14 protein-coding genes and 1 riboswitch are annotated in these 12,823 nt (G+C 63.3%); of the genes, 12 read left to right on the forward strand and 2 right to left on the reverse strand.

The annotated features are described in order from the left end of the window. The first annotated feature begins 170 nt into the window (after window positions 1-170). Window positions 171-707 (forward strand): C40 family peptidase, encoded by a 537-nt coding sequence (locus AB4N73_RS03140; protein WP_041479547.1) that lies wholly within the window; start codon window positions 171-173, stop codon window positions 705-707. Window positions 708-834: 127 nt separating this feature from the next. Here the strand turns inward: AB4N73_RS03140 and AB4N73_RS03145 are convergent, their stop codons facing one another. Together AB4N73_RS03145 and AB4N73_RS03150 are read right to left on the reverse strand one after the other, a co-directional pair. After that, the gene (locus AB4N73_RS03145; RefSeq protein WP_056783926.1) at window positions 835-2,148 is read right to left on the reverse strand and encodes a PQQ-dependent sugar dehydrogenase; all 1,314 of its coding nucleotides are present in this window, start codon (window positions 2,146-2,148) and stop codon (window positions 835-837) included. A 66-nt stretch (window positions 2,149-2,214) separates the two neighbouring features. Then, on the reverse strand, window positions 2,215-2,799 hold the full coding sequence (locus AB4N73_RS03150; protein ID WP_457263926.1) for a hypothetical protein: 585 nt from the start codon (window positions 2,797-2,799) through the stop codon (window positions 2,215-2,217). 162 nt (window positions 2,800-2,961) lie between these two features. Then, a riboswitch (cobalamin riboswitch) is annotated at window positions 2,962-3,191 on the forward strand. 82 nt (window positions 3,192-3,273) lie between these two features. Between AB4N73_RS03150 and cobO the strand changes: the two genes are divergently transcribed. The 11 genes from cobO (at window position 3,274) to AB4N73_RS03205 (ending at window position 12,818) form a co-directional block, all read left to right on the forward strand. Beyond that, window positions 3,274-3,885 (forward strand): cob(I)yrinic acid a,c-diamide adenosyltransferase, encoded by a 612-nt coding sequence (gene cobO / locus AB4N73_RS03155; protein WP_016773703.1) that lies wholly within the window; start codon window positions 3,274-3,276, stop codon window positions 3,883-3,885. Next, on the forward strand, window positions 3,882-5,264 hold the full coding sequence (locus tag AB4N73_RS03160; protein ID WP_460142906.1) for a cobyrinate a,c-diamide synthase: 1,383 nt from the start codon (window positions 3,882-3,884) through the stop codon (window positions 5,262-5,264). The genes cobO and AB4N73_RS03160 overlap by 4 nt, the downstream gene beginning before the upstream one ends. Continuing rightward, window positions 5,261-5,911, forward strand: a complete 651-nt coding sequence (gene bluB / locus AB4N73_RS03165) for a 5,6-dimethylbenzimidazole synthase (protein ID WP_024012169.1) — start codon at window positions 5,261-5,263, stop codon at window positions 5,909-5,911. Before AB4N73_RS03160 ends, bluB begins: the two co-directional genes overlap by 4 nt. Beyond that, window positions 5,908-6,816, forward strand: coding sequence for an adenosylcobinamide-phosphate synthase CbiB (gene cbiB, locus AB4N73_RS03170; RefSeq protein ID WP_460142907.1), 909 nt, complete (start codon window positions 5,908-5,910; stop codon window positions 6,814-6,816). Before bluB ends, cbiB begins: the two co-directional genes overlap by 4 nt. After that, a complete protein-coding gene (cobD, locus tag AB4N73_RS03175; RefSeq protein ID WP_460142908.1) occupies window positions 6,809-7,801 on the forward strand; it encodes a threonine-phosphate decarboxylase CobD in 993 nt (330 codons plus the stop codon). The genes cbiB and cobD overlap by 8 nt, the downstream gene beginning before the upstream one ends. After that, window positions 7,798-9,249, forward strand: coding sequence for a cobyric acid synthase (locus AB4N73_RS03180; protein ID WP_252869034.1), 1,452 nt, complete (start codon window positions 7,798-7,800; stop codon window positions 9,247-9,249). The genes cobD and AB4N73_RS03180 overlap by 4 nt, the downstream gene beginning before the upstream one ends. 120 nt (window positions 9,250-9,369) lie before the next feature. Beyond that, on the forward strand, window positions 9,370-9,891 hold the full coding sequence (cobU, locus tag AB4N73_RS03185; RefSeq protein ID WP_150741322.1) for a bifunctional adenosylcobinamide kinase/adenosylcobinamide-phosphate guanylyltransferase: 522 nt from the start codon (window positions 9,370-9,372) through the stop codon (window positions 9,889-9,891). Further along, entirely contained in the window at window positions 9,888-10,943 is a 1,056-nt protein-coding gene (gene cobT, locus AB4N73_RS03190) for a nicotinate-nucleotide--dimethylbenzimidazole phosphoribosyltransferase (RefSeq protein WP_305382476.1), read from the forward strand. Before cobU ends, cobT begins: the two co-directional genes overlap by 4 nt. After that, entirely contained in the window at window positions 10,940-11,515 is a 576-nt protein-coding gene (gene cobC / locus AB4N73_RS03195; RefSeq protein WP_150741323.1) for an alpha-ribazole phosphatase family protein, read from the forward strand. The genes cobT and cobC overlap by 4 nt, the downstream gene beginning before the upstream one ends. Before the next feature lies 1 nt (window position 11,516). Then, on the forward strand, window positions 11,517-12,239 hold the full coding sequence (locus tag AB4N73_RS03200) for an adenosylcobinamide-GDP ribazoletransferase (RefSeq protein WP_305382477.1): 723 nt from the start codon (window positions 11,517-11,519) through the stop codon (window positions 12,237-12,239). A gap of 174 nt (window positions 12,240-12,413) precedes the next feature. Beyond that, window positions 12,414-12,818, forward strand: a complete 405-nt coding sequence (locus AB4N73_RS03205; protein WP_305382479.1) for a MarR family winged helix-turn-helix transcriptional regulator — start codon at window positions 12,414-12,416, stop codon at window positions 12,816-12,818. Window positions 12,819-12,823: the final 5 nt, after the last annotated feature.

Below are 12,823 nucleotides of genomic sequence, written 5' to 3' on the forward strand. Positions count from 1 at the left end.
AGTAGACCTAAACTTTACAAGGTGAAGTTAAAGTCTTACTTGAAGTTTGCCGCGTAGCCGCTAGAATCCTGAATCTATATTGATGGCAAACCGCCTGCGTGATGACGCAGGCGGTTTTGTTTCTGTCCATTCGGCAGAGAAAGCCGCAGCCAGATCAGGATGTTCTGCTTATGACGATGTCGGCCCGCCTCACCTTGATCCTTTGCGCCGCGCTGCTCAGCGCCTGCGCCAGCCGCACACCGCCGCCAGCCCCCGTGGTTCGCGCGCCGATCGTGTTCGCTCCCTCCCAGGCTTTTTCCCCCGTTGCTGAAGACGTGCTGTTCCGCGCCCTCGGCCTGGTCGGCACGCCGTATCGCTGGGGCGGCAACACGCCAGATTCCGGTTTCGATTGCAGTGGTCTGATCGGTTTCGTCTACCGCGACGCGGCGGGCATTTCGCTGCCACGCTCGACCCGCGAAATGATCGTCATGCAGGCGCCGAATGTCGGCAAGGAAGGCCTGCAGACCGGCGACCTGATCTTCTTCGCCACCAATGGCGGCTCGCAGGTCAGTCATGCGGGGATTTACGTCGGCGAGGGGCGCTTCGTGCATGCGCCGGCCACGGGCGGCACGGTCAAGCTCGATAGCCTGTCGAAGGCGTATTGGCAGAAGGCGTATCTGAGCGCCAAGCGGGTGTTGCAGCCGGGGCAGCTGGCGCATAACCCCTAGTGCGTATGCATAACTAAATGTGGGAGCGAGCCTGCTCGCGAAGGCGGAGTGTCAGTTGACAATGATTTGACTGATAAACCGCTTTCGCGAGCAGGCTCGCTCCCACATTTTTTGCTTCGCGCTTAACTTACTTGCTGGCAGAAACGCGCCACACCTTGTTGCCCACATCATCTGCCACCAGCAAGCCACCTTGCTGATCGATCACCACGCCCACCGGGCGGCCCAGCGCGTTCTCGTCCTTGTCGAGGAAGCCGGTCAGCACATCCACCGGCTGCCCGGTCGGCTTGCCGCCAGTAAACGGCACGAAAATCACCTTGTAGCCACTGTGCGGTTTGCGGTTCCACGAGCCGTGTTGGCCAATGAATGCGCCTTCCTTGAATTGCGCCGGCAAGCGGTTGCCCTCGGCGAAGGTCAGGCCCAGCGAAGCGGTGTGCGGACCGACCGCGTAATCCGGAGCGATGGCCTTGGCCACCAGATCTGGATTCTGCGGTTTGACCCGCACATCGACGTGCTGGCCGTAGTAGCTGAACGGCCAGCCATAGAAGCCGCCATCCTTGACCGAGGTGATGTAGTCCGGCACCAGATCGCTGCCGATTTCGTCACGCTCGTTGACCGCTGTCCACAAGGCGCCGCTGGTGGGTTCCCAAGCCAGGCCGTTGGGGTTGCGGATACCCGAGGCGAAGATGCGGTGGTTGCCGGTCGCACGATCGACTTCCCAGATCGCCGCGCGGCCTTCTTCCTGATCCAGACCGTTTTCGCCGACGTTACTGTTCGAGCCGACGGTGACGTAGAGCTTGTTGCCGTCCTTGCTGGCGATGACGTTCTTGGTCCAGTGGTGATTCAGCGTGCCGCCGGGCAAGTCGACGACTTTGATCGGTTGGGTCTTGATCTCGGTGGCGCCCGGCTCGTAGTTGAAGCGCAGCAGGCGGTCAGTGTCGGCTACGTACAAATCGTTGCCAACCAGCGTCATGCCAAATGGCGAGTTGAGGTTCTGCAGGAACACCGTGCGGGTTTCCGCGACGCCATCGTGGTCGGCATCACGCAGCAGGGTGATGCGGTTCGGGCTGGGCACGCCGGCGCCGGCCTTGCCCATGACTTTCTTCATCACCCAGCCACGAATGCCTTTGCTGTCATCGGGCTTGGGCGGCGCATTGGTCTCCGCCACCAGCACATCGCCGTTGGGCAGCACGTAGAGCCAGCGCGGGTGATCGAGGCCTTCGGCAAACGCGGCGACCTGGGTGCCGGCCGCTGCGGTCGGTTTCGCGCCGTCCGGCCAGCCCACCGCCGGGGCGATGTTGACTGTCGGGATCAGCGTCTTGTTCGGTTCGGGCAGTTTCGGTGACGGACCGGTGCCGTCGGAGACTTGCAGGCTGGAGGTTTCACCGCAGGCGGCGAGCCCGCCAGCGACGGCGATGATAAGAGCGAGTTGGGCCTTGCGCATTGCTGATCTTCCCTATGAATGCATTCCTAAACATAGAGGAGGGCGCAGGCCCGATGGTTCAACTGCTCAACCGCGGGCTTCCTTGAACAGCATGGCGATGCCCGGATGATAGTTGCCCGCGTCGCTGTGCAATTTGCGATAGGCGTAGGGGAAATACCAGGCCACGGCGCAGGTGTGTTCCTTTTGCAGGTCGTCTACCATGTCCTGCAATTCTTCGGGGCTGGCGCTGTGCTGAGGTTTTTGCGGAGCAACAAAGAGGCAGCCGAGCTTGAGATCGCTGGCGTAACTGATGCGCTTGGCATCGGCGGTGACGTCGAGCAGTGCCTGGGTCAGGTTGAGGTTGTTGACCCGTGGCCAGCGTTGCGTGGCCTGAATGAACGCGCGGTCTTCGGCGCCGGCAATCAGCAGGTCGGCGCGAGCATTGCGTTCGCCTTCTTCGTTCTGTTTGCGCGTGGCCGTGTCGTTCAGCGTGACCATTTCAGCCATCCACGCCGCTGCCGAGAGCAGGCCGAGATTGGCTTTCTCGTCGTGCCAATATGGCGTTTCGTTGTCGCCGCGTACGGTGTTGTAGCGATCGATACAGTCAAACCAGCGTTCCAGCACCGGGCGCAGAAATTCCAGGCGCGGGTTGCTGATGATCATGCCTTGCATCGTCGTCATCCTTATTGTTGTAGTGGGCTTTTCGGGAAAAGCATGGCTCTTTGATATCACTTGTCGCAGTCTGGCACAAGATTGCCGCTGCACAATGGATCAACGGCAGTTATTCGCGCGCAAAGCGCCTCTTCAATTGACGCTCCACCCCCAACCCTCTAACCTTCGCCGCTTGTTTCAGGTGCTCTGTGGCCCCGCGTCGACAGAGTGAAACAGGGAAGCCGGTGAGGGTGGTCTTCAAGCGAAGCCACGACGATCCCGGCGCTGCCCCCGCAACGGTAAATGAGTGAAAACTGCGCCTTGAGCCACTGCCTCGAAAGAAGCGGGAAGGCGCGCAGTCCGGCGAAACGCCGCTCATGAGCCCGGAGACCGGCCTGATCCATCTCAGCGGCATCACGGTGGGCGATGCCAGGCTTTTTGCCGTCTATTCTTGTGCCTGCCCGCCGTTATCCAGCCTCAACGGAGAGCTCCCCCATGACTGATTCCCCCGAGCGTGACGAACGCCATCTGGCGCGCATGCAGCGCAAGAAAGCCGTGATCGACGAACGCATCGCCAACTCTCCCGACGAGTGCGGCCTGGTGCTGGTGCTGACCGGCAACGGCAAAGGCAAGAGCAGCTCGGCGTTCGGCATGCTCGCCCGCGCGATGGGCCACGGCATGCAGTGCGGCGTGGTGCAGTTCATCAAGGGCCGCAACAGCACTGGCGAAGAATTGTTTTTCCGCCGCTTCCCCGAGCAGGTGCGTTTCCACGTCATGGGCGAAGGCTTCACCTGGGAAACTCAGGATCGTCAGCGCGACATCGCCGCTGCGACCGCCGCTTGGGAAGTTTCGCGTGAATTGTTGCGCGACCCTTCGATCGGTCTGGTGGTGCTCGATGAATTGAACATCGCCCTCAAGCACGGCTACCTCGATCTCGATCAGGTGCTCAGCGATTTGCAAGCGCGCCCGCCGATGCAGCACGTGGTGGTCACCGGTCGCGGCGCCAAGCCGGAAATGATCGAGATGGGCGACACGGTTACCGAGATGGGCATGCTCAAGCACGCCTTCCAGGCCGGGATCAAAGCGCAGAAAGGCGTCGAACTTTGAAGCCACCACGTCACTGCCCCGCGGTGTTGATCGCCGCGCCGGCCTCCGGTCAGGGCAAGACCACCGTCACCGCCGCACTCGCCCGTTTGCATCGCAATCAGGGGCGCAAGGTGCGCGTGTTCAAATGCGGCCCGGACTTTCTCGACCCGATGATCCTCGAGCGCGCCAGCGGTGCGCCGGTGTATCAACTGGACATGTGGATGGTCGGCGAGCAGGAAAGTCGCCGGCTGTTGTGGGAAGCCGCCGCCGAGGCTGACCTGATTCTGATCGAGGGCGTGATGGGCCTGTTCGACGGCACGCCATCCAGCGCTGATCTGGCGCGCCACTTCGGTGTGCCGGTGCTCGGCGTGATCGACGGCACCGCCATGGCGCAGACCTTTGGCGCCTTGGCGCTGGGCCTGGCCAAGTATCAGCCGGACTTGCCGTTCGCTGGCGTGCTGGCCAACCGCGTCGGCACCTTGCGCCATGCGCAATTGCTCGAAGGCAGCCTCACCGAAGGTCTGCGCTGGTACGGTGCGCTGTCCCGCGAAACCGGTATCGAATTGCCGAGCCGCCACCTCGGCCTGGTTCAGGCCAGCGAATTGAATGATCTGGATCTGCGCCTCGACGCGGCCGCCGATGCGCTGGCCAGCAGTTGCGAGGTCGCGCTGCCACCCGCCGTAGAATTCGCCGCGCCTGAGATCATCGCCGCCGAGCCTCTATTAAAAGGTGTGCGCATCGCCGTTGCCCGCGATGAAGCCTTTGCCTTCACCTATGGCGCCAGTCTCGATCTGCTGCGGGCTATGGGCGCTGAATTGCGCTTCTTCTCGCCGATCCGCGACACGCAATTGCCCGAGGCGGACAGCCTGTATCTGCCGGGCGGCTATCCAGAGTTGCATCACGTCGCGCTGGCGCAAAACGCTTCAATGCTGGCGGCGATCCGCGCGCACCATGCGGCGGGCAAGCCGTTGCTCGCTGAATGTGGCGGCATGCTTTATCTGCTTGATTCTCTGACTGACGTGGAAGGCACCCGTGCTGAGCTGGTCGGTTTGCTCAAGGGCGATGCGGTGATGCAGAAGCGTCTGGCGGCGCTGGCGTTGCAGGCGGTTGAATTGCCGGAAGGGGAGTTGCGTGGGCATACCTATCATCATTCCCTGACCACCACAGAGCTGACGCCGATTGCCCGTGGGCTGAGTCCCAATGGCGGGCGCGGCGCTGAGGCGGTTTATCGCGAGGGGCGGATGACGGCTTCCTATGTGCACTTTTATTTTCCGTCGAATCCGACTGCGATTGCGGCATTGTTTGCGCCAGATCGTGAGGCCGCCTTCGCGAGCAGGCTCGCTCCCACAATGGATGACCTGAACCCTGTGGGAGCGAGCCCGCTCGCGAAAGGCCCATGACCGACAACACATTCTCCGAAGCCGAACGCGCAGCGGTCTACAAGGCCATCGCCGAACGCCGCGACATGCGCCACTTCACCGGCGGCAGCGTCGAGCCGCAGTTGCTGCGTCGTCTGCTCGAAGCCGCTCATCAAGCGCCGAGCGTCGGTCTGATGCAGCCCTGGCGCTTCATTCGTATCAGCGATCGTGCTCTGCGCGGGCAGATCCGCGATCTGGTGGAAGAAGAGCGCATCCGCACCGCCGAAGCCCTTGGCGAGCGCAGCGATGAGTTCATGCAACTCAAGGTCGAAGGCATCAACGACTGCGCCGAAGTGCTGGTCGCAGCGCTGATGGACGATCGCGAAAAACACATTTTCGGTCGGCGCACGTTGCCGGAAATGGACATGGCCTCGTTGTCCTGCGCGATCCAGAATTTGTGGCTGGCCTCCCGTGCCGAGGGCCTGGGCATGGGCTGGGTCTCGCTGTTCGAACCGCAGGCACTGGCGGATTTGCTCAAGTTGCCGGCCGGTGCCAAGCCGCTGGCGGTGTTGTGTCTCGGCCCGGTCAAGGAATTCTATCCGGCGCCGATGCTGGTACTTGAAGGCTGGGCGCAGGCGCGGCCGCTCAACGAGTTGCTGTACGAAAATTATTGGGGAGTGAGTCAATGAGTGTGGCGTTGCTGAGTGTCGCCGCAGTAGCGCTGGATGCGCTGCTTGGTGAACCGAAACGCTGGCATCCGCTGGTGGCGTTCGGCAATTTTGCCGGGCGCATCGAGCAACGCTTCAACGCCGGCGGCCGTGGCTGGCGCAGCCATGGTGTGACCGCGTGGGTGCTCGCGGTGCTGCCGCTGACTCTGCTCGCCACCGCATTTTCCTGGGCGCCCTATGTGGGCTGGATTGTCGAGATTCTCGCGCTGTATTGCGCCCTCGGCATGCGCAGCCTCGGCGAACATGTCGCGCCGGTCGCGGCTGCGTTGCGCGCCGATGATCTGGACGAGGCGCGCAAGCGTGTCGGTTATCTGGTCAGCCGCCAGACCGATGAACTCGACAGCACTGCCGTGGCCCGTGCCGCCACTGAATCGGTGCTGGAGAACGGCAGCGATGCGGTGTTCGCTGCGCTGTTCTGGTTTGCCGTCGCCGGCGCGCCGGGCGTGGTCCTGTATCGCTTGAGCAATACCCTCGATGCGATGTGGGGTTATCGCAACGAACGCTTCGAGCGTTTCGGCTGGGCGGCGGCGAAAATCGACGACGTGTTGAACTACATTCCTGCGCGTCTGGTGGCATTGACCTACGCGCTGCTCGGCAAGACCCGCCTCGCGCTGAAGTGTTGGCGCACCCAAGCGTCGCAGTGGGACAGCCCTAACGCCGGCCCGGTGATGGCGGCCGGTGCCGGTGCGCTGGGCGTCGAGTTAGGTGGACCGGCGATCTATCACGGCGAACTGCATGAGCGCCCACAACTGGGCGAAGGTGCGCCGGCGGATGCCGATTCCATTGACCGTGGCTGGCAATTGGTCCAGCGCGGCGTATGGTTATGGCTGCTGATGCTTTGCCTGGGGGCGGAATTTTATGCTTGAGCACGGTGGCCGGTTGCGCAAGGCTGCACTCGATTACGGGATTGCCGAAGCCGACTGGCTCGACCTGTCCAGCGGCCTCGCGCCGTGGCAGTTCCCGATCCCGGAGATCCCGCTGCGCGCCTGGGCGCGCTTGCCGGAAACCGACGACGGTCTGGAACAGGCCGCCTGCGATTACTACGGCGCCGCGCAGGTGTTGCCGGTGGCCGGCTCGCAAATGGCCATCCAGTTGCTGCCGCGTCTGCGCCGGGCCGGCAAGGTCGGCGTGTTGTCGCCGTGCTATGCCGAGCATGCCGAAGCCTGGCGGCGCAGCGGTTACATCGTCCGTGAAGTGCTCGAGCAGGAAGTCGAGTTCTTTCTCGACAGCCTTGATGTGCTGGTGGTGGTCAATCCGAACAATCCGACCGGCCTCAGCCTGACCCCGGCACGCCTGCTCGACTGGCATGCGCGGCTGGCGCAACGCGGCGGCTGGCTGGTGGTCGACGAAGCATTCATGGACAACACACCGCAACTGAGCCTGGCGCCCTATGCGCATCAGGTCGGGCTGGTGGTGTTGCGTTCGTTCGGCAAGTTTTTCGGTCTGGCCGGGGTGCGCCTCGGTTTCGTTCTGGCCGAGCGCAAGTTGCTCAAACTGCTCGCCGAACAGGTCGGGCCGTGGGCGGTGAGCGGGCCGACGCGGGTGCTCGGTACGGCGTGCCTGCAAGACACCGAGGGTCACACTCGTCAGCGGATTCGCAGCGATGAAGCGAGCGAACGGCTGGCGGCGCTGCTGACCCGTTGCGGTTTTGCACCGCAGGGTGGCTGCGCACTGTTTCAGTGGCTGATCACCGAGCACGCCGAAGCGCTGCACGAATTCCTCGCCCGGCGCGGCATCCTCCTGCGCCTGTTCAGCCACAACAGCAGCGTGCGTTTCGGCCTGCCAGCGGATGCCGCGCAAGCGCTGCGTCTCGAACAGGCTTTGCAAGCTTTCACCAAGGACCATCCATGACCACTCTGATGGTGCAAGGCACCACGTCCGATGCCGGCAAAAGCACTTTGGTGACGGCGTTGTGCCGCTGGGCCACCCGCCAGGGCGTGGCGGTGGTGCCGTTCAAACCGCAGAACATGGCGCTCAACAGCGCAGTCACCGCTGACGGCGGCGAGATCGGCCGCGCGCAGGCAGTGCAGGCGCAAGCGGCCTTTCTCGAACCCCACACCGACATGAACCCGGTATTGCTCAAACCCAACAGCGACACCGGCGCGCAAGTGATCATTCATGGCCGCGCGGTGACGACGATGAACGCCGTCGCCTATCACGATTACAAGGCTATCGCGATGCAAGCGGTGCTCGCCTCGCACGAGCGACTCAGCGCTGCGTATCCGCTGGTAATGGTCGAAGGCGCCGGTTCGCCGGCGGAGATCAATCTGCGCGCCGGCGACATTGCCAACATGGGCTTTGCCGAAGCGGTGGATTGCCCGGTTTTGCTGATCGCCGACATCAATCGCGGCGGCGTGTTTGCGCATTTGGTCGGTACCCTGGAATTGCTTTCACCGAGCGAACAGGCGCGAGTCAAAGGCTTCATCATCAACCGCTTTCGCGGCGATATCGCCTTGTTGCAACCGGGCCTCGACTGGCTGGAGCAGCGCACTGGCAAACCGGTGGTCGGCGTCTTGCCCTACGTGATGGACCTGCACCTTGAGGCCGAGGACGGCATCGACCAACGCCAGACCGACAAGGCCGAGCAGGTGTTGAAAGTGGTGGTGCCGGTGCTGCCGCGCATCAGCAATCACACCGACTTCGACCCGCTGCGTCTGCATCCGCAGGTGGATCTGCAGTTCGTCGGCCCGGGCCAGGCGATTCCCGCCGCCGACCTGATCATCCTGCCGGGCTCGAAAAGCGTGCGCAGTGATCTGGCTTATCTGCGCGCCAACGGTTGGGATGCGGCGATCAATCGGCATCTGCGCTACGGCGGCAAGGTGCTGGGGATTTGCGGCGGTCTGCAGATGCTCGGTGAGCAGGTGCACGATCCGCTTGGGCTGGAAGGCGCTGCCGGCTCCAGCGCCGGTCTGGGGCTGCTGGCGTTCGAAACCCAACTCGAAGCCGAGAAGCAATTGCGCAACGTGCGCGGGCGGCTGGCGTTGGAAAGCGCCGCAGTCAGCGGTTACGAAATACATGCTGGCGTAACCAGCGGGCCGGCGCTGGAGAATCCGGCGGTGCATTTGGACGACGGTCGTTGCGATGGTGCGCAAAGTGCCGATGGTCAGGTGTTCGGCACCTATCTGCATGGCTTGTTCGAATCCCCCGAGGCGAGCGCGGCGTTGCTGCGCTGGGCCGGGCTGAGTGATGTACAAGAGGTCGATTACCACGGCTTGCGCGAACGCGATATCGAACGGCTGGCGGATCTGGTGGAGAAGCATCTGGATACCGGGCTGTTGCGGCAGCTCTGCGGGATTTGAGTTGTCTGGACTGGCCTCTTCGCGAGCAGGCTCGCTCCCACAGGGAGACGCGATCAACGGTGGGAGCGAGCCTGCTCGCGAAGGGGCCGGTTGTCTCACCACACATTTTTGGATGAACCCATGCTCCAACTGATCCTCGGCGGCGCCCGCTCCGGCAAGAGTCGTCTGGCGGAAAAACTCGCCAGCGACAGCCATCTGGCGGTCACCTACATCGCCACCAGCCAACCGCTCGACGGCGAAATGAACCAGCGCGTCGCCCATCACCGCGCGCGCCGCCCGGTCGAATGGGCGTTGATCGAAGAGCCACTGGAACTGGCCCGCGTGCTGCGCGAATCCGCTGGCGCCGAGCGCTGCCTGCTGGTCGATTGCCTGACCCTGTGGCTGACCAATCTGCTCATGCTCGACGACGCCGAACGTCTCGCCGCCGAGCGTGAAGCGCTGCTCGACTGCCTGGCGTCGTTGCCGGGTGAAATCATTTTTGTCAGCAACGAGACCGGAATGGGTGTCGTGCCGCTGGGCGAATTGACTCGCCGCTATGTCGATGAAGCCGGTTGGCTGCATCAAGCTCTGGCCGAGCGCTGTCAGCGAGTTGTCCTGACCGTCGCCGGCCTGCCCCTGACTTTGAAAGGATCTGCGTTATGAGCCCGACCTGGTGGCTGAACCCGTGCAAAACCGTGAACTCGGACATCATCGCGCAAGCGACCGAGCGCCAGCAGCAACTGACCAAACCGGCCGGTTCGCTGGGGCGCCTTGAATCGGTGGCCGTGCAACTGGCCGGTCTGCAAGGTCAGCTCAAGCCAACGCTGGAACAAGTCTGGATCGCGATTTTCGCTGGCGACCATGGCGTGGTAGCCGAAGGCGTATCGGCTTATCCGCAGGAAGTCACCGGGCAGATGCTGCTCAACTTTGTCAGCGGCGGCGCGGCGATCAGCGTGCTGGCGCGTCAGCTCGGTGCGCAACTGGAAGTGGTCGATCTGGGCACGGTGAATCCGACGCTGAATTTGCCCGGCGTGCGCCATCTGAACATCGGCGCGGGAACGGCGAACTTCGCTCAGGGCGCAGCGATGACTCAGGCACAGGGCGAATCGGCCTTGCAGGCCGGTCGCGACAGCGTCTTGCGCGCGAAAGCCGCCGGCACCCAGTTGTTCATCGGCGGCGAGATGGGCATCGGCAATACCACGGCGGCCAGTGCGCTGGCCTGTGCCTTGCTCGATTGCCCGGTGGCGCACCTGACCGGCCCCGGTACCGGGCTGAATGCCGCTGGCGTCAGCCACAAGGCGCAAGTCATCGAACGCGCGCTGGCGCTGCATGCCGCACAGCGTGGCGATGCCTTGCAGACGTTGTTCAATCTTGGCGGTTTCGAGATTGCCGCGTTGGTCGGCGCCTATCTGGCCTGCGCGCAGGAAGGCATTGCGGTGCTGGTTGACGGCTTTATCTGCACGGTCGCCGCGCTGGTCGCGGTGCGCTTGAATCCGGCCTGTCGCCAGTGGCTGTTGTTCGGCCATCGCGGTGCCGAGCCGGGCCATCGTCATGTGCTGGAAACCTTGAGCGCCGAACCGTTGCTGGAACTCGACCTGCGCTTGGGCGAGGGCAGTGGCGCAGCGTTGGCGGTGCCGTTGTTGTGTCTGGCCTGTGACCTGCACGGGCAAATGGCGACGTTCGCCGAAGCAGCCGTGGCGGATCGCCCGGCATGAGTCTGCGCCTGGATCTGCTGCGCCACGGCGAAACGGAACTCGGCGGCGGCTTGCGCGGCAGCCTCGACGATGCGCTGACCGCAAACGGCTGGACGCAGATGCGTGCAGCGGTGGTCGACGGCGGGCCGTGGGATCGAATTGTCAGTTCGCCATTGCAGCGCTGCGCGCGCTTCGCCGCTGAACTCGGCGAGCAATTGAACCTGTCCGTGCATCTGGACAAGGATCTGCAAGAGCTGCATTTCGGCGCGTGGGAAGGGCAGAGCGCGGCGGCGTTGATGGAAACGGATGCTGAAGCGCTGGGGCTGTTCTGGGCTGATCCCTATGGCTTCACGCCACCGCAGGGCGAGCCGGTCAGCGCGTTTTCCGCGCGGGTGTTGGCGGCGGTCGCGCGGTTGCAGGCGGCTTACGCCGGCGAACGGATTCTGCTGGTCAGCCACGGCGGCGTGATGCGCTTGTTGCTCGCGCAGGCACGTGGTCTGCCGCGCGAACAGTTGCTCAATGTCGAAGTCGGCCACGGCGCGCTGTTTGCGCTGACGGTCGAGGCTGACGGCGCGCTCAAGGAAGGTCACTGAGATGTTGCCGCTGTGGATCGCCTTGCAGTTTCTCAGCAGCCTGCCGATTCGCCTGCCGGGCATGCCCGAGCCGCAACAGCTTGGCCGTTCGCTGCTGTTTTATCCGCTGGTGGGATTGCTGTTCGGGTTGATCCTCTACGCCTCGAATCTACTGCTTGGCGGCACACCAATGTTGCTCCATGCGGCGCTGTTGTTGACCGTGTGGGTATTGCTCAGCGGCGCGCTGCATCTCGATGGCTTGGCGGACAGCGCCGATGCCTGGCTCGGCGGTTTTGGTGATCGTGAACGTACGCTGACGATCATGAAAGATCCGCGCAGCGGGCCGAGCGCGGTGGTCACGCTGGTGCTGGTGTTGTTGCTGAAATTCGCCGCGCTGCTGGCGCTGATCGAGCAAGGGCATACCCTGGCGCTGATCATCGTCCCGGTGCTCGGGCGAGCGGCGCTGTTGGGGTTGTTTCTGACTACGCCGTATGTGCGTGCGGGTGGATTGGGTCAGGCACTGGCCGATCATCTGCCGCGTAAAGTGGGGTGGTGGGTGCTGGGGTTGAGTGCCTTGGGCTGCGTGTTGATCGCTGGCTTCGGTGCGGTGCTGATTTCGCTGGTTGGGTTTGTCTGGCTGCGGCGGCTGATGATGCAGCGGCTGGGCGGGACTACCGGGGACACGGCGGGGGCGTTGCTGGAATTGCTGGAGATGGGGGTGTTGGTGGGGCTCGCTTTGGTCTGAAAGATTTGCGTAGATGATGCCGGCCCCTTCGCGAGCAGGCTCGCTCCCACTTTCGAAATGCAATCCCCTGTGGGAGCGAGCCTGCTCGCGAAGGGGCCTCACCGGCAACAATGATGTTCAGAGTAAACTCATCTGTAACTTGATTTAACACACTCGCGGGTATATACACGCATCATGCTTCCTTCTCAGTGTTTGTGCACCAACCTGCGTCGCGCCGCGCGTGGCGTCAGCAGGCATTACGACGGCGCTCTCGATGGCTTCGGGATCAACGTTGCCCAGTATTCTCTGCTGTGCAATCTGCAGCGGCTGGAGCAACCGAGCATTTCCGAACTGGCTGAGGCCATGGGCCTGGATCGCAGCACGCTCGGACGCAATCTACGTGTGCTGGAGGGCGAAGGTCTGGTGGCGCTGGCCGAAGGCGAGGACATGCGCAACCGCATCGTGCGCCTCACTGAAAACGGCGTGCAGCGCCTGGCAGCGGCATTGCCGGCGTGGGAAGCGGCGCAACAGCGGCTGATCGACCGTCTCGGTGCCGAGAAGCGCGAAACCTTGCTCAAACTGCTCGACGAACTGGCCTGACGGCG

Source organism: Pseudomonas sp. S3_B08, from assembly GCF_054667725.1.

Excerpts from the sequence above, each read along its gene's own strand:
- AB4N73_RS03140 (WP_041479547.1), top strand. The coding sequence starts at position 171 with ATGACGATGTCGGCCCGCCTCACCTTGATCCTTTGCGCCGCGCTGCTC.
- AB4N73_RS03145 (WP_056783926.1), bottom strand. The coding sequence starts at position 2,148 with ATGCGCAAGGCCCAACTCGCTCTTATCATCGCCGTCGCTGGCGGGCTC.
- AB4N73_RS03150 (WP_457263926.1), bottom strand. The coding sequence starts at position 2,799 with ATGCAAGGCATGATCATCAGCAACCCGCGCCTGGAATTTCTGCGCCCG.
- cobO (WP_016773703.1), top strand. The coding sequence starts at position 3,274 with ATGACTGATTCCCCCGAGCGTGACGAACGCCATCTGGCGCGCATGCAG.
- bluB (WP_024012169.1), top strand. The coding sequence starts at position 5,261 with ATGACCGACAACACATTCTCCGAAGCCGAACGCGCAGCGGTCTACAAG.
- cbiB (WP_460142907.1), top strand. The coding sequence starts at position 5,908 with ATGAGTGTGGCGTTGCTGAGTGTCGCCGCAGTAGCGCTGGATGCGCTG.
- cobD (WP_460142908.1), top strand. The coding sequence starts at position 6,809 with ATGCTTGAGCACGGTGGCCGGTTGCGCAAGGCTGCACTCGATTACGGG.
- AB4N73_RS03180 (WP_252869034.1), top strand. The coding sequence starts at position 7,798 with ATGACCACTCTGATGGTGCAAGGCACCACGTCCGATGCCGGCAAAAGC.
- cobU (WP_150741322.1), top strand. The coding sequence starts at position 9,370 with ATGCTCCAACTGATCCTCGGCGGCGCCCGCTCCGGCAAGAGTCGTCTG.
- cobT (WP_305382476.1), top strand. The coding sequence starts at position 9,888 with ATGAGCCCGACCTGGTGGCTGAACCCGTGCAAAACCGTGAACTCGGAC.
- cobC (WP_150741323.1), top strand. The coding sequence starts at position 10,940 with ATGAGTCTGCGCCTGGATCTGCTGCGCCACGGCGAAACGGAACTCGGC.
- AB4N73_RS03200 (WP_305382477.1), top strand. The coding sequence starts at position 11,517 with ATGTTGCCGCTGTGGATCGCCTTGCAGTTTCTCAGCAGCCTGCCGATT.
- AB4N73_RS03205 (WP_305382479.1), top strand. The coding sequence starts at position 12,414 with ATGCTTCCTTCTCAGTGTTTGTGCACCAACCTGCGTCGCGCCGCGCGT.